The sequence below is a fragment of the Bacillus cereus group sp. N31 genome, assembly GCF_016483245.1.
Classification (GTDB): domain Bacteria; phylum Bacillota; class Bacilli; order Bacillales; family Bacillaceae_G; genus Bacillus_A; species Bacillus_A toyonensis.
Map to the genome: position 1 here is coordinate 294,372 of NZ_JAEHCH010000002.1, position 16,274 is coordinate 310,645.

Genomic DNA, 16,274 nt, shown 5'->3' on the forward strand with positions numbered 1-16,274 from the left:
AGTTATTCTTAGATTATTCTATCTAAATAAAAATGTAACATTTTTTATATTTTCCATTGCGAAAAGTAACATCTACTTTTACAATAGAAAAGGTGTCCAATATATTATACTGGAAAAATAAATCGAAATAATATGAAAATTTTGTTTTGTCTTCGCTAATTGTATACTACATACATGTAAGACGACATACATCATGTTATCGACTTGTAAGGAGAGAAAAAAATGAAAAGTGTAAGATTACCATCGATGCCAGAAATTATCGTTCTTTTAATGCTATTTCTTGCTGTCGTCTTTTCCTTCCAAACGATTTTTGATCTCCCAATTCAATTAGCGCTTTTTATTTCATGGTTTTTAGTTATTGCGCTTGGATTAAGGTTAGGATTTCGTTATCAAGAATTGCAAGATGCAATTACAAAAGGAATTTCTAATGGATTAGAAGCAATTCTTATTTTAGTTGCAGTAGGGGCTTTAATTGGGACGTGGATTGCTGGTGGGGTTGTACCAACATTAATTTATTATGGATTAGAATTTATCCACCCAAGCATATTCTTACTGGCAACTTTAATTATTTGTTCCATAACTTCTATCGCGACAGGAACATCATGGGGAACAGTTGGAACAGCTGGTATAGCTATGATGGCCATTGGTGAAGGTCTTGGATTACCACTTCCGCTTGTTGCTGGTGCAGTTCTTTCGGGAGCTTATTTCGGAGATAAATTATCACCACTTTCTGATAGTACAGTTCTTGCAGCTTCTATGGCAAAAGTAGATGTTATTGCTCACGTTCGAGCTATGCTTGTATTAGACGTTCCAGCGTATATTATTACTAGTATTATGTTTACTGTAGCTGGCTGGATGTACGGCGGGGATAATGTAGATTTGAACCGAGTAGAGTTTTTAAAAGAAGCTTTATTAAAGCAATTTGATATTAAAATATGGATGCTTGTTCCAGCGGTCATTGTTATCGTTCTATTAGCAATGAAGAAACCGTCGATGCCAACAATTGCAATGGGAGCTTTAATCGGTGCAATTTGGGCAACTCTTTTCCAAGGGATGAACTTTGGAGAGGCAATTGGAACAGCTTATAATGGATTCTCAATTCAATCTGGTGTTGAGTTTGTCGATAAGTTATTAAACCGTGGTGGAATTAACGGTATGCTTGGCTCAGTAGCCGTTATTATATTTGGCTTAGGTTTTGGTGGATTACTTGAAAAGCTAGGTGTTCTTAAAGTAATCGTATCGAAATTTGAGAAGAAATTAAATTCTGCAGGTAATGTAACGTTGTCTACATTAATCGTTGCATTTTTAGCGAACGTATTTGGTTGTGCGATGTACGTATCACTTATTTTAACGCCGAAAATTATGGAAGATAGCTATGATAAACTAAAAATAGACCGTCGTGTATTAGCACGTAACTCAGAAGTAGGTGGAACGTTAACTTCAGGTATGGTTCCATGGTCGGATAATGGTATTTTTATGGCTGGTATTTTAGGTGTAGCAACGTTATCATATATTCCATTTATGTGGTTAAGTTTTGTATCGTTAATTTTAGCAGTTATTTACGGATATACAGGCAAGTTCATTTGGTATGTAGATGATGCGGATAAAGGAAAGCAAGCATCATAAATGAAAAATCACCTTCTACCCATTGTAGAAGGTGATTTTTTATTTTGTATTTTGAGCTATTGAGGTTATTTCATGCTCATATTTAGTGATTTTTTGTTGTATCTTTTTTAAGTTCTTTTCAGTATCTTGAATGTGCTGTAAAACATTTATCTTTTGTTGTTTCATTAATTCTAATCGTTGAAGGATAGTAGATTCTCCATCCATGGACCAGTCGATAAAATGTTTTATTTTTTGAATAGGCATACCAGTTTCTTTTAAACATAAAATCATCTCTAAATATTTGAGTGCTTCTTCGTTAAAAACTCGATCTCCTTTTTCATTTCTTTGAAGAAAAGGGAACAGTCCTTGTCGATCGTAATAATGTATTTGAGAAATAGTTAAGTGGTGCATTTTGGCGACTTGACCAATTGTATAATACATGTGATTCATCCTCTTGTTACCAGGGTATAATTCCGTTTTTATTTAATATTTTACCATTATAGTTTGTTTCACTTAATGCATATTTAATAATAATCTTAGCACTTTCATTGGTTGTATGGCCACCAGGTGCATTTCCATTAAGGTCGGTAGTTGTAAAACCAGGTGTTACCCCGAAAACTGCTGGACCGTTAGTACCAAATTCTTTGCTAAAAGCTAATGTTAAAGTGTTAATAGCTGTTTTTGAAGAATTATATCCTAAAGCATTAATTGGATGTGTTTCACCATTAGCCAACATTGTTTGTGAAGCCATGTCAGTTGTTACATTTATTATTTTGCTGTTGTTTGACTTCTTTAATGATGGTAAAAAGGCTTGCATCATTTGGAAAGTTCCAAAAAAGTTAATTTCAAATCCTTGACGTAAAGTTTCAATATTTAATTTGCTAGGTAGCGTATTGAAGTCTAGTGCTATACCTGCGTTATTGATTAGTAAATCTAAGTGATCAGTCGTTTCATACATTTTTTTCATTGCTTTTTGAATGGATTGTGAATTTGAAATATCTACTTGAACATAAGAAACGTTGGAAATATTTAAAGATTTCACAGCTTCTTGACCAAGTTGTTCATTGCGAGCACCTAAAAATACGTGATAGCCTTTCTCTGCTAATTGGCGAACGAGTTCATATCCAATTCCTTTATTTGCACCTGTTACAAAAGCGTATTTTTTCATATTGAATTCCTCCAGTATCTTTTTAGTAGGTCACAATGGAAAGGATACAGCCTAAACTTAAGTTTAGGTCAAGAGGAATTTTAAAAAATAAATATCAAATATTTATATATATGAGTGAGAATTCTTATCATTTGAAGGGAAGTCTGTTAATATAAGAAATGTAGGTATTAAATTTTCAAGGGGATGAAAAAATGGAGTACAGAATTGAAAGAGACACATTAGGAGAAATAAAAGTTCCGGCTGATAAATTATGGGCAGCGCAAACACAAAGAAGTAAAGAGAACTTCCCAATTGGAACAGAGCAAATGCCGCTTGAAATTGTAAAAGCATTTGCGATTTTAAAGAAAAGTGCGGCCCTTAGCAATCAAAAACTAGGGAAGTTATCAGAAGAGAAAGCAAAAGCAATTGTGGAAGCTGCTGATGAAGTGATTGAAGGGAAATGGAATGAGCATTTTCCACTTGTCGTATGGCAAACGGGTAGTGGTACACAATCTAACATGAATGTGAATGAAGTAATTGCAAACCGCGGGAATCAAATTTTGAAAGAAAAGGGATCTGACGTACATATTCATCCGAATGATGATGTGAACATGTCTCAAAGTTCAAACGATACATTTCCAACAGCGCTTCATGTAGCATGTGTAATTGCGGTAGAAAATCACGTATTACCAGCAATTACGAAGTTAAAAGAAACTTTAGCAGAAAAAGCAACTGCATTTGAACATATTATAAAAATCGGTCGTACACATTTACAAGATGCAACACCGTTAACTTTGGGACAAGAAATTAGTGGATGGCACCGTATGCTTGAAAAAACTGAGCGTATGATTGCTGAGAGCAATACATATATGAAAGAGTTAGCAATTGGTGGTACTGCAGTTGGAACGGGTATTAATGCTCATCCTAAATTTGGTGATATGGTATCTGAGGAAATTAGCCAATTTACAGGTAAGAACTTTATTTCTGCACCAAATAAGTTCCATGCATTAACGAGCCATGATGAAGTTGTATATACTCATGGTGCATTAAAGGCATTAGCGGCTGATTTAATGAAGATTGCTAACGATGTACGTTGGCTTGCAAGTGGTCCACGTAGTGGTCTTGGAGAAATTATTATTCCAGCAAATGAGCCAGGAAGCTCGATCATGCCAGGTAAAGTAAACCCTACACAAAGTGAGGCGTTAACAATGGTTGTGGCGCAAGTGATGGGAAATGATACAACAATCGGATTTGCTGCGAGCCAAGGGAATTTTGAGTTAAACGTATTTAAACCAGTTATTGCTTATAACTTCTTACAATCAGCGCACTTATTAGCAGATGCAATTGTTTCGTTTAATGATAATTGTGCAGTTGGTATTGAAGCGGATGAAGAAGTAATTAACGAAAACGTGAATCGTTCATTAATGCTTGTTACAGCATTAAACCCTCATATTGGGTATGAAAATGCAGCGAAAATTGCAAAACATGCTCATAAAGATGGTTTAACTTTAAAAGAGGCAGCATTGCAATCGGGATTATTAACAGAAGAGCAATTTGACGAAATTGTAGATCCGAAAAAAATGATCGCTCCAAAAGAATAATAGAAGAAGCCCAGATTCGAAATTTCGAATCTGGGCTTTTTTTCACATATAAATTTTAATCCCTTTTTATGTTTTCTTCAACTGCACAACTGTAAGTTCTGAAATATTATTTGGTAGTGGTCGAATGGATTACTTTTATATGTGGGCAGTTCTCTTTTAAGAGTGAAATGAATTTTTCTTCGTCTTGTGGGACGAAAGTTTTCACGGAATCAAATAAATTGTAATCAATTTCTAATTGCTGTCGAGTCCATTTTTTTGAACGGAGTTTTTTGCCAGAGTATTTAATGTGACGAATGTCTTCAAATGGAATTTCAGTGCGCAGTATGAAACCGTGTTTTACAACAATTGATGATTTCGTTATATTATAGTGTGAAAAATAGAATGAAGAAAGATTCACGATATTTAACAGCATCATAAGAGTAAAAAAAATAGAGTTTTCATTTTGGAAGAATAGTGAAATGAAAAAAATAATTATAAATAATATAATGAAAATGACGTGAAATGGATTCTTTTTTGCTTTAAATTTCAAGTAAGTCACCTCGATAAAAGTGTTCTTTAAATAAATTAAATCACAATATCTTAATGAAACCCAAAAAATATGCAAGATTGCATATTTTTTGGGTTTGTTATTCGTGTAAAATTTTTTGATAGGATAAATGTAAATAAAGTTTTTTTATAGTGGAGTGGCATGAAGTGGCTTATAAGAATAGAAATGTAGCGCTAGTCATATTTAGTTGTATAATGATTATGAGTGGCTGTTCAAATAAAATGGTTGAGGATGGAAACCGAAAACATGTATTTATAGAGACAAGTAAAGTTTTAGTAGAGGTTGTTTACAAAAAATATAAAAGATGAAAGGGTGCTTCCATAAAAGGAAGCGCCTTTTTTGTAGTTAAAATGGAATATTTGATAGGGGATAAATAGAGGGTTTGTTTCATTTCGGATATCACTTTAATTAAGTTATTACAGTTTCTCCATGGAATAATAATTTCATTATAGTTAGCGGTTATTTGAGGAATTTATAGATGATTTTATAAAAGTTTGCAAAATAGGTAAACGAAACATTGAAATGTCTGATTTATGTATGTTAAGATGATGAAGTGATAATAAACGTAATTGTAATTTGTTTGTTTTTAAATAAACATTTTGAAGGAGTGTTTAGTGTGAACGATATTTCAGAGAAGTTTTGGGATGCGTCGGTAGAGGAATTGAAAAAAGGGTATGTGTTTGATGAGGAAGCAGAGGAGTATATTTGTTTAGCATGTGGAGAAGCGTTTATTAAAGGAGTTATTTATCAACATAATCAAGTTTTGTATGAAGCAGAGAAGTTTGTCCAATTGCATATGCATAGTGAGCATACGTCTATGTTTGATTATTTATTAAATCTTGATAAGAAGTTTACTGGTTTAACCGATTTACAAAAGAAGATGGTTCAGTTTTTCCATATGGGACTGAATGATAAAGAAATTGTAAAAGAGATGGACGGCGGTAGCACATCGACGATTCGTAATCATCGTTTTACATTGCGAGAGAAGATGAAGCAAGCAAAAGTATTTTTAGCGTTAATGGAATTATCAGAAGAAAAATCGAAGGTACAAACGAAATTTGTACCAATTCATAGAACAGCAACGATGGTGGATGATCGATACAATATTACGGAAGAAGAAAATGATGAAGTATTAAAAACTCATTTTATAGATGGATTAGATGGGCCGCTTTCTAAATTTCCGAAGAAGCAAAAGCGTAAATTAATTATATTGCGTCACTTAGTGAAAAAGTTTGATAGTAATCAAAAGTATTCCGAAAAAGAAGTGAATACAATTTTAGAAAATGTATATCCAGATTTCGTGACTTTAAGAAGATATTTAATTGAATATGGATTTTTAGATAGAACAGCAGATGGAAGTCAATATTGGGTGAAGTTATAATAATGCGGAAAGAAAATGAATAGAAGCAAATCATTATAACAACTATACAAAGAGATAGAGATGGAAAAAAGATTTTTAATAAAAGGAGAAATGTAATTTGAAACCACCTACAGATAACAATAAAGAAGGTGTGGAGTCACATAAGTTAGAAAGTGAGAGTAAACCGATTTGGAAATCGATGTCTATGTTTTTAGTACCGTTATTATTAAGTAATGTACTTCAATCAGTTGGACAATTATTTGGTATGGTCGTAGTAGGGAGATGGCTTGGTGTCAATGATTTAGCAGCTATATCAGCATTCTTTCCGTTATTTTTCCTACTCGTTTCATTCGTAATTGGAATTGGGTCGGGTAGTTCTATTTTAATTGGTCAGGCGTTTGGCGCTAAAAATGAAGATCGTTTAAAAGCTATCGTTGGTACGACACTTACATTTACGTTTATTATCGGAGTTGCATTGGCGATAATAGGCAGTATTTTTGCAATGGATATTATGCGTCTAATGGGAACGCCAGAAAATATAATTGAAATAAGTGTACATTATGCAAGAATTTTATTTATATCGATGCCAGTATTATTTTTATATTTTGCATACACAACATTTATGAGAGGGACAGGAGATTCTAAAACGCCATTTTACTTTTTAATTGTAAGTACAGCGCTAAACATGATCTTATTACCAATTCTTATTTTTGGCTGGTTAGGAGCTCCGAAATTAGATGTGTATGGAGCAGCATATGCTTCTGTTATATCGACAGTTATTACGTTTATTGTCATGCTAGTGTATTTAAAGAAGAAAAATCATCCACTACAACTAGATGGAACGGTAAGGAAATACCTTCGAATGGATGGTGAGTTGTTAAAGCTATTGCTACGACTCGGTATTCCAGCGAGTATTAATATGATATTAGTTTCATTATCTGAAATTGCGGTAATCGCGTTTGTAAATCGTTATGGTTCGGATGCAACAGCTGCTTATGGCGTCGTGAATCAAGTTGCCAGTTATGTACAAATGCCAGCCGTTAGCCTTGGCATTACAGTCTCTATTTTTGCGGCACAATCAATTGGTGCAAATCAATTTGATCGATTGCAGAAAGTTGTAAAGGCTGGAATTATTATGAACTATGTTATCGGTGGTATGTTAATATCTCTTATTTACTTGTTCTCAAGAGACATTTTATCACTATTTTTAACGAGTCAAACTACAATTGATATTGCTCATAGTTTAGTTATGATTACATTATGGAGTTATTTAATTTTCGGTCATGCACAAATTATTAGTGCGACAATGCGAGCGAGTGGTACAGTATTATGGCCAACTGTTATTGGTGTTGTATCAATTTGGCTAGTTGAAGTACCAGTAGCATATTATCTTTCTTACCATACAAGCCTTGGAATTGAAGGGATATGGATTGGATACCCAGCAGCATTTATTGTTAGTCTCATATTACAGTATGCATATTATAAGCTTTCATGGCAGAAGAAACGAATTACACGATTAGTTAGTTAAATAGTGAAAATGTCCCTAAGTTATTATACTTAGGGACATTTTTTTGAAGCGTATGTTTATCTCGCAAAAGCCTGATTGATGAGGGCTAATAATTAGTGGGGATGAAGAAAACCCCCACTGATTAAAGTTTCACTTTATAAATAGCTTTTTAAAGTGATATCAAAATGTTGTCTAATAAGTTTTTTATCACTCATATAAAACTCCCACGCTTTTTCTGGTGCACCGATAATTTCAAAGGATTCTTCTGTAATATATATAGCGCAATCATCTTCTAGTGCAATCCCCTCTATATTACCTTGGTGATTTTGTAAAAAGGAATGAAAAGCATTCATTCTATTTAATTGATTATAATGTGGGCAAAACCTTTTGTTAACAATCCCCCATCCGTTACTTTCTACATAACCAGAACCTTCATAATCTGATCGGATACTCGATGTGAACCAACACATAGCACCAGCACTATACCCTGCAATGAGTGTTCCTTGCTCGAGAGCCAATAGTAATTTCTCATCTAGTTTATGTTCTTTCCATTGTGTAAGCATTTCAACATAGTTTCCCCCACCAAGGTAAATGAAATCGGCTGAATGAATCATCGCATCTATTTCATATTTAGAAGGTATATCGGTTATTGTACGTAAAATTTGTACATCACAATGGAATTGGTTTTCAAACGTGTCTAAAAATAATTTTATATAGCTTTCATCATCATGACTAGCTGTTGGAATGAATAATATTTTTGGGTACTGTTTATTTGTTAATTCTATAAGTCGTTCATTAATATGAAAGTGATTTAAATCTTGTAAATCACCACCACCAATGACAGCTAATTTCATAGTAAAGCACCACCTAATCATTTTTGTTATGTAAAAATTCGATAGAAGAGAGTTACATTCCTTCTCTAATGTAATGAATAAAGAGAAAATACAGTTTAAATATATTGGAATAGTAAAGGGAACGATGAGTATATAGAGTGATGAATTAGAAACAGTTTATTGATATATAATATTGCATACTATTGTTTCAAAATATGGAAACAATATGGTTAAATGGATATAACGACTCATTAATTAATATTGAATTAGTGTATATATTTTATAAAGGCGTCGGAAATACTAGGGATTTTACAAACGTATTTTTTACTTTTTATAGGAACTTGTATTACAATATGGTAAAATTATATTAATATATTTATTCGGTATAAAATGAAAAAAGGAGCGTGAAAAAAGTGGATTTTCGATTTGAATTTACAACGAAGTTGAAAGAATACTTAGATGATGAGAAGGATGAAAAAGTAATAAAAGATGGACATAGAGATATAATTTTTCATTATTTATATGCATTAGAGAGTGAAATTGGTGTCGTTAAAAATCCTAACTTTACTTTTTTTGCATCAGGAAGACGTTCACATATAGTATTGGAGAATGTTGAATTTAAAACGGAAGTCAATGTGAAAAGTAATATAATTGAAATTACAAAAATAGTGGATAATGTAGCTATTCCGTTAGACACTATCGTAGCGAAAAATCGGGAATTATTTGCACTTGGGCGTAATGAGAAGTTTAGTGTACAAATATTAGAGCAGTATCTCTTTGATACATTTGGAGAGAAGTTAGGTTTACAATGAATGGATATTCATAATTAGTGGATAGCAGTTTATACCATTCGTGTTTGACCTTTCATTTAATTTGTACTACAATCTGTAGTGTGAAAGGAGCCATACTATGTTTACTCAAAATTATAAGTTAAATGAGCAAGGGTTAAATCATTTCTTTGGACCGCTTGAAGCGAAAATAATGGAGATTGTTTGGTCCACTGAAGGTATTACCATTAAAGAAGTACAGCAGAAATTAAGTGAAGAATCACCGGTGAACTTTAATACTGTTATGACAGTTATGAACAGGTTAGTAGAGAAACTACACTTAGAAAAACAGACTGTGAGAAGAAGTGGCATATATCATGCAGTACAAACAAAAGAAGAATTCTTATCCAATCAAACGAAGAAAATGACGCAGGAATTAATGGGGGAATTTGGGGATTTAGTTGTAAATCATATGTTAGATGAGTTAGAGCAGGCTGATCCGACTTTACTAAAAAAATTAGAAGATAAATTGAGTCAGTTAAAAAAAGAGGATCGATAAAATGAAATGGCAAATGCGTAAAATCGTATTGTTAGCAGTAATTGTTAGTACTCTCTTTTTTTGTATGTTAACGTATTACGTTACATATCCATTTCTTTTTCAAAATAAGGCGTTCTTTCTTTCAAAGTTTTGCTTGTTTCAGTTAGAAAAACATATGAAAGAACTATCGGTGATTCGTATCATAATAGCTGGATTATTATTACTTACTGTACTGATAGTGTGCAAAAGAGTTTGGCGGCAATTTTTCTATAGTAAAAAATTACAAAAAGTACTTGTACCTTTTATTAGAAACGGAAAACAAATATATATATTACCGACCGAGGAAATTGCAGCATTTACAATTGGATTATTTCGTCCGAAAGTTGTCATGTCAGAAGGGATACTTCACACGTTTTCAGAGGAAGAAATTGATGCGATTGTTTTTCATGAAGAATATCATCAAAACAATCGGGATCCACTAAAATTATTTTGTTTTACGTTATTAGCAGAAGGAATGTTGTACATCCCGATACTAAAAGGGCTGCTACAGCGATACCATACGTATCAAGAGTTAGCAGCAGATAAATATGCGATGCAAAAAATGAAATCCTCATTCGAGTTAGGTAGCGCGTTATTAAAATTAATTAAAATAAAGACAATGGAAAATCGATGTGTGACAGCTTCATTTGCAAAAACAGCAATAAATTTACGAATTGAGCAAGTGTTAAATGAAAAAGTTGTGAAGCTTACTATCCCGTTACATACAAATTCGGTATATGTAACGCTAGGTTTATTCTGTATGTCGATTGTACTTATTGTCGGAGAGTGCATATAGCCTCTTTTTTTAACAATTAACACTACTAGGTGTAGTGTTTTTAGGGGGAATAAAATGAACGCAGCAGATTTAACAATTTGGCTTGTAGCTGGGGCGGGAGTATTGTCATTTATATCGCCATGCTCTTTACCTCTATATCCATCTTATTTATCTTATATTACAGGTGTTTCAATTCAAGATTTAAAAGAGAATCGTGGGATTATGCAAAAATCAGCGATTATACATACCGTATTTTTTATGATTGGATTTTCGGTTATATTTTATGCGTTAGGTTTGTCGGTAAGCTGGATTGGAATAACATTCTCATCTAACCAAAAATTGATTCAACAAATTGGTGGGGTTTTTATTGTTTTGATGGGGTTATTTATGACTGGATTGTTTCAGCCTAAGTGGCTTATGGCAGAGAAAAAGGTGCAGTATAGAAGTAAATCGACTGGATATATTCGTTCGATATTAGTCGGTATGACATATGCAGCGGGATGGACGCCATGTGTTGGGCCGATATTTTCAGCTGTACTCATGCTTGGTGCGACGAATCCTGAAGGGGCACTTCTTTATATTACAGCGTATACGCTTGGATTTGCAGTTCCATTTTTCGTGATGGCATTCTTTATCGGAAAGGTAAAGTGGATTGTTACATATGCCAATGTCATGATGAAAATTGGCGGCGTAATGATGATTGTAACAGGTGTTTTATTGTATACAAATCAAATGACGAAAATTACAGCGTTCTTTATTCGCCTATTTGGTGGATTTACAGGATTTTAAAAAATGAGGAGGAAGAAAAGTGAAGAAACTAATTGCTATTATATTAGTAGGAGCACTCGTTTGGGCGGGTGTTAACTTTTATAATTCAAAGAAAGAAGAAAAGGAAAGAAAAGCGAAACAAGCGGAGTTAAAAGAGAAAGAAGTATTACCACAAATAGGATTTAAAGCACCAAATATAACATTAAAAGGATTAGATGGAAAGTTGTATTCGCTAAATGATGCGAAGGGAAAACCATATATTATTAATTTTTGGGCATCGTGGTGTGGACCATGTGAAATGGAGGCACCTGACTTAGTTCGTTTTTATGACAAATATAAAAAGGATATTGAAATCTTTGCAGTAAATGCAACTGTTAGTGACCCAGTACAAGAAGCAACTGCATTTGCGGATCGCTATGGATTTGAGTTTCCAGTTCTTCTAGATATGGATGGAGTAGCTGGATTAGATTATAAAGTATTTTCTTTACCAACGACATTTTTTGTTAATAAAGATGGAATTATAGTAGATCATGTACGAGGGGTATTACCTCCAGATCAATTAGAAAAGAAATTTCAAAAATTAATTGAGGGTTAAGAGGGGATTTTGCAGCGATGGAGTGGATCATGAGGTTACAACCCGTATCTCTTATAATTGGAAGTCTATTTGGATTTATGCTGATGAAACGAAAGATGAAGCATCAAAATGTACCGTATGAAAAAATGATGGATGCTGTAACAAATGCGTTTCTTATTATCGTATTTGTATGGAAATTTGCACCGGCAATTTTAAATCCAGTATGGGCTTTTAGGTCGCCATTGCAAGCATTACTAGCTGTAGGAAGCATGCAGCACATTTTAATAGGGGGCATAATTGCGAGTGCATATATTGTTTGGAAAAGTAAAAAGGAGCAATTTTCGCTTCGTATTTTACTTGATGCATTGCCTTTTGCATTGTGCGTGAGCAGTATCTTTTATTTTCTATTCCATCGAGAAGTAGGTGTACAAACGACACTACCATGGGGAATGAAAATATATGAATCTAAATTTTTATATCATCCTATTTTCTCATACGAGATCATCCTCGCCCTTTGTGTAATTGGTTTGTTATGGATGAAAAATGAAAGATTAGGAACTGGAAAAAATATAAGTGTTTTTCTAATTTGTGAGGGGACTGCTCATATCGTTATTTCGCTTATTAGTGAACAAAATTCGGTTCTATTTGGCCTGTCAATACAGCAAATACTTAGTTTTTGTGTTATTAGTTTAGGCATTTTGTTCATGCCGAAAAAATAAAAATAGCCATGTACGGAGAGTATCCGTGCGTGGCTATTTTTATTTTATATATTAAAAAATCGGCGGGGTAACAGAAAATAAGACAATTGCATTTTTCTCGAATTGATTTACCCATTTATGCTTTAAATAAGCAGGTATTTTTACACTATCACCAGTTTCTAATGTGTACTCTTCTTCATTTAAATACAATGTAATTGTTCCGTCTAATACAAATGCTAATTCTTCACCTTTATGTTCTAGAATATTATCTGATGAAGAAGTATTTGGGGGAACAGTCATAATTGCTGTTGCTAAATTACCTGTGAAATCAGGCGATAGCATTTCATATGATAAATTATCGATAATCATTTTTTTTCGTTTATGAGAGCGCACGATTAAATCGTCTGTATTTGTTTCTTCAAGTAGAAAACTAAATGTTGGAACATCCAGTGCCTTTGCGAGTACCTTTAACGTTTGAATGGAAGGGTTAGCAGAACCACGCTCAATTTGACTTAACATAGATGGTGTAATTTCAGCCATATTTGCTAGTTGTTTACTAGTTAAACCTTTTTCTTTTCTTTGCTTTTCAATCTTTTTACCAATATCTATATTTTCCATAAAACATTCTCCTTAATGATTATTAAATTATATTTAAATAAATTAAATTAAAATTAACTAAAATGAATAATTTATGTTAAACTATATTAAAATTAATTTAATTATAATTTATTGTATAGCAAGCTACAAGGATATGAGGAGGAAACGGAATGAAGGAAATAGAGGTATTAAAAGCAGAGTATCCATTAGTTAACAAGCTTATTGCAACAGAAGAAATATTTTGGATAAACCCGAATATAGAAAAGTATGAAACAGCAATAACAGCTTCACCACTTAATGAAGAAGATGTCAAAGACGCGGAAGAGAGATTAAAGCGTTTTGCACCATATATTGCGAAAGTTTTTCCTGAAACGAAAGAAACGAATGGTATTATAGAATCACCTTTAGTAAAAATACCTTCAATGAAACAGTCTTTAGAGAAAAATTACGGGCAACCTATACTAGGAAAATTACTATTAAAATGTGATAGTCATCTTCCAATATCAGGTTCAATTAAAGCTAGGGGCGGTATTTATGAAGTGTTAAAACATGCTGAGAAATTAGCACTCCAGCATGGAATGTTAACAGAGGAAGATAATTATTCTATTTTAGATAGTGATACATGTAGAGAGTTTTTTGCAAAATACTCAATTGCGGTAGGTTCTACAGGTAATTTAGGGCTAAGCATTGGGATTATGAGTGCGAAACTAGGTTTTAACGTAACTGTTCATATGTCAGCAGACGCAAAAGAATGGAAAAAAGATTTATTAAGAAGTAAAGGTGTAAATGTTATTGAATATGAAGCTGATTATAGTAAAGCAGTAGAAGAGGGGCGTCAGCAAGCAGATGCAGATCCTAGCTGTTATTTTGTAGATGATGAAAACTCACATGATTTATTTTTAGGATACGCAGTAGCAGCATCTCGTTTACAAAAGCAATTAGAAGAGTTAGAGATTATAGTAGATGAAGAACATCCTTTATTCGTTTATCTTCCGTGTGGAGTAGGTGGGGGACCTGGCGGGGTAGCATTTGGTTTAAAGTTATTGTATAAAGACAACGTCCATTGTTTCTTTGCAGAGCCAACACATTCTCCATGTATGTTACTCGGGTTAATGACAGGACTTCATGATAAAATCGCCGTTCAAGATATCGGGATTGATAATATAACAGACGCGGACGGACTAGCAGTAGGAAGACCGTCTGGATTTGTCGGTAAAACGATGGAACCATTTTTGAGTGGAAATTACACAGTAAGTGATGAAGAGTTATATAGACTATTAAAAGAACTAGCTGATACGGAAAATATTAATTTAGAGCCTTCTGCATTAGCTGGTATGGTTGGGCCAGTGAATGTATGTAAAGAAGATGAGTATTTACAAAAGCAACAGTTAACAGAGACGGTGAAAAAAGGTACTCATATTGTGTGGGGAACTGGTGGGAGCATGGTTCCAGAAGATGTGATGAATGGGTATTATAAGAAAGGTTTGGAATTAACAATATAAGAAAAATGAGGCTAGTTGTAGCCTCATTTTTTCATGTACATAAAAATCTTTGTTATTTTCACAATAGTTCTTTATAGTATAGATATGAAGGATTACAAATATCGAATAAATATAACAAAACAGCTTTATTTTACATAATAAGAGGATGTGTGTATACGATGTCATTACAGACTAAATATATAGCGGGTATTTCGCTTGGGGTTATGGGAGTAGGCTTTGCTGCTTCTATCCCTTTTCAAGGAACGATAGCTGGAGAGATTATACAAGGGGGATTTGAAGCTGGATTAGTTGGCGGACTTGCGGATTGGTTCGCGGTTACAGCATTATTTCGTCATCCGATGGGAATCCCAATTCCGCATACAGCTTTGTTACCTAAAAACCGTAAACGAGTAACGAAAGGGCTCATTCATACGCTAGAAAATGAGTGGCTGACGAAAGAGAGTATTACGAATAAAGTAAAAGAAATGCAGTTAGCGCAAATGGTGCTACAAATTGCTGAGAGAGAAATGCAGTCTGATGCTGTGAAAAAGGGAATTGTAACGATTGCTGAGAAAGCGATTGTTTCAATAGATACAGAAAAGTTAGCTGTTATTATTGAAAAAGAACTTAAAACATATTTGCATACAATTAATACGAGTAACATCTTACAAGTGCTTGTTGATCAATTAGTTGTGCAAGAATATGATGAAAAGACACTTGATTACATATTAGTAAAAGTGAAAGATTGGACAGCGCAAGATGAAGCTCGTTACCAGCTTGGAAGCTTAGGAATGAAGGCGATGGAAAATATAAAAGTAGATGGATTTTTGCAGTTTACTTTGAAATCGTTTATGAATATTGTAGATGAAGATAAAATTGGAGGCATTTTGCAGAAGTTTATCATTAGCAATATTAACAGCTTACAAGATGCAGATAATGGCACAAGACAACTTATCTTATCAAAAATTCGCCAAGAAATTATAAATGTAAAAGAAAATGAAGCTTTACTACAGGAATTAGAAAATTGGAAAGAAAAGTGGATTGCGAATTGGGATGCTACTGACAAAATAAAAGAGATGATGGAGCAAGTACAACAAAGAGCAGTTACCTTTGTAAACAAAGAAGAATTTGCTGATACATATGTTATTCCATTTTTACAAACGCAAATGAATAAAATAAAAGAAGACGAAGTGACGGTTCAAAAAATAGAAGATTGGTTACAAAAGCAAGTTGTCACACTTGTTGAAAAGAATCATTCGAAAATTGGAAAACTTGTACAAGAAAACCTTGATAAACTAGACGATAAAACATTAATTGAAATGATCGAAAATAACGTCGGTAAAGATTTGCAGTGGATCCGAGTGAACGGGGCTGTTTGCGGATTTATGATTGGCTTAATTTTAGAAGGAATTAAAGCGATTATATGAGAAAAACCTT

The 16,274-nt window shown here is 33.4% G+C and carries 17 protein-coding genes; 12 read left to right on the plus strand and 5 right to left on the minus strand.

Going from position 1 to position 16,274, the window contains the following annotated elements:
- The first annotated feature begins 222 nt into the window (after positions 1-222).
- Positions 223-1,626 carry a Na+/H+ antiporter NhaC gene (gene nhaC, locus JDS81_RS05850; protein ID WP_097954699.1) on the plus strand — a complete coding sequence of 468 codons (1,404 nt, stop codon included), beginning with the start codon at positions 223-225 and terminating at the stop codon, positions 1,624-1,626.
- 39 nt (positions 1,627-1,665) lie between these two features.
- Here nhaC and JDS81_RS05855 read toward each other — a convergent pair whose 3' ends face one another.
- Together JDS81_RS05855 and JDS81_RS05860 are read right to left on the minus strand one after the other, a co-directional pair.
- Positions 1,666-2,046, minus strand: a complete 381-nt coding sequence (locus tag JDS81_RS05855) for a MerR family transcriptional regulator (protein WP_097954700.1) — start codon at positions 2,044-2,046, stop codon at positions 1,666-1,668.
- A gap of 16 nt (positions 2,047-2,062) precedes the next feature.
- Positions 2,063-2,773, minus strand: a complete 711-nt coding sequence (locus JDS81_RS05860; RefSeq protein WP_097954701.1) for an SDR family NAD(P)-dependent oxidoreductase — start codon at positions 2,771-2,773, stop codon at positions 2,063-2,065.
- A gap of 191 nt (positions 2,774-2,964) precedes the next feature.
- Between JDS81_RS05860 and fumC the strand changes: the two genes are divergently transcribed.
- Entirely contained in the window at positions 2,965-4,353 is a 1,389-nt protein-coding gene (gene fumC / locus JDS81_RS05865; protein ID WP_000456622.1) for a class II fumarate hydratase, read from the plus strand.
- A 106-nt stretch (positions 4,354-4,459) separates the two neighbouring features.
- Here the strand turns inward: fumC and JDS81_RS05870 are convergent, their stop codons facing one another.
- Complete coding sequence (locus tag JDS81_RS05870) at positions 4,460-4,882, minus strand: PH domain-containing protein (RefSeq protein ID WP_097954702.1); 423 nt, start codon at positions 4,880-4,882, stop codon at positions 4,460-4,462.
- A 634-nt stretch (positions 4,883-5,516) separates the two neighbouring features.
- Between JDS81_RS05870 and JDS81_RS05875 the strand changes: the two genes are divergently transcribed.
- Positions 5,517-6,281, plus strand: coding sequence for a DUF2087 domain-containing protein (locus tag JDS81_RS05875; RefSeq protein ID WP_000997950.1), 765 nt, complete (start codon positions 5,517-5,519; stop codon positions 6,279-6,281).
- Positions 6,282-6,378: 97 nt separating this feature from the next.
- Positions 6,379-7,788, plus strand: a complete 1,410-nt coding sequence (locus tag JDS81_RS05880; RefSeq protein WP_000804166.1) for an MATE family efflux transporter — start codon at positions 6,379-6,381, stop codon at positions 7,786-7,788.
- 134 nt (positions 7,789-7,922) lie between these two features.
- Here JDS81_RS05880 and JDS81_RS05885 read toward each other — a convergent pair whose 3' ends face one another.
- Entirely contained in the window at positions 7,923-8,621 is a 699-nt protein-coding gene (locus JDS81_RS05885) for a peptidase E (RefSeq protein WP_097954703.1), read from the minus strand.
- Positions 8,622-9,013: 392 nt separating this feature from the next.
- Here JDS81_RS05885 and JDS81_RS05890 point away from each other — a divergent pair, with 392 nt between their 5' ends.
- The 6 genes from JDS81_RS05890 (at position 9,014) to JDS81_RS05915 (ending at position 12,780) form a co-directional block, all read left to right on the plus strand.
- Positions 9,014-9,412: a DUF3942 family protein gene (locus JDS81_RS05890; protein ID WP_000347531.1), complete on the plus strand. Its 399-nt coding sequence runs from the start codon at positions 9,014-9,016 to the stop codon at positions 9,410-9,412.
- A 97-nt stretch (positions 9,413-9,509) separates the two neighbouring features.
- The gene (locus JDS81_RS05895) at positions 9,510-9,926 is read left to right on the plus strand and encodes a BlaI/MecI/CopY family transcriptional regulator (RefSeq protein WP_000495072.1); all 417 of its coding nucleotides are present in this window, start codon (positions 9,510-9,512) and stop codon (positions 9,924-9,926) included.
- Position 9,927: 1 nt separating this feature from the next.
- The gene (locus JDS81_RS05900) at positions 9,928-10,740 is read left to right on the plus strand and encodes a M56 family metallopeptidase (protein ID WP_097954704.1); all 813 of its coding nucleotides are present in this window, start codon (positions 9,928-9,930) and stop codon (positions 10,738-10,740) included.
- A 54-nt stretch (positions 10,741-10,794) separates the two neighbouring features.
- Complete coding sequence (ccdA, locus tag JDS81_RS05905) at positions 10,795-11,508, plus strand: cytochrome c-type biogenesis protein CcdA (protein ID WP_000990446.1); 714 nt, start codon at positions 10,795-10,797, stop codon at positions 11,506-11,508.
- 19 nt (positions 11,509-11,527) lie between these two features.
- A complete protein-coding gene (locus tag JDS81_RS05910; RefSeq protein ID WP_000733179.1) occupies positions 11,528-12,082 on the plus strand; it encodes a TlpA family protein disulfide reductase in 555 nt (184 codons plus the stop codon).
- A gap of 17 nt (positions 12,083-12,099) precedes the next feature.
- Positions 12,100-12,780, plus strand: coding sequence for a prolipoprotein diacylglyceryl transferase family protein (locus JDS81_RS05915; RefSeq protein WP_097954705.1), 681 nt, complete (start codon positions 12,100-12,102; stop codon positions 12,778-12,780).
- A gap of 51 nt (positions 12,781-12,831) precedes the next feature.
- Here the strand turns inward: JDS81_RS05915 and JDS81_RS05920 are convergent, their stop codons facing one another.
- The gene (locus JDS81_RS05920) at positions 12,832-13,377 is read right to left on the minus strand and encodes a helix-turn-helix domain-containing protein (protein WP_000427659.1); all 546 of its coding nucleotides are present in this window, start codon (positions 13,375-13,377) and stop codon (positions 12,832-12,834) included.
- Positions 13,378-13,526: 149 nt separating this feature from the next.
- On the opposite strand from JDS81_RS05920, the gene JDS81_RS05925 reads away from it, so the two are divergent.
- The gene (locus JDS81_RS05925) at positions 13,527-14,858 is read left to right on the plus strand and encodes a D-serine ammonia-lyase (RefSeq protein ID WP_097954706.1); all 1,332 of its coding nucleotides are present in this window, start codon (positions 13,527-13,529) and stop codon (positions 14,856-14,858) included.
- Between the two features lie 158 nt (positions 14,859-15,016).
- Positions 15,017-16,264: a DUF445 domain-containing protein gene (locus JDS81_RS05930; RefSeq protein ID WP_097954707.1), complete on the plus strand. Its 1,248-nt coding sequence runs from the start codon at positions 15,017-15,019 to the stop codon at positions 16,262-16,264.
- The last annotated feature ends 10 nt before the right edge of the window (positions 16,265-16,274 follow it).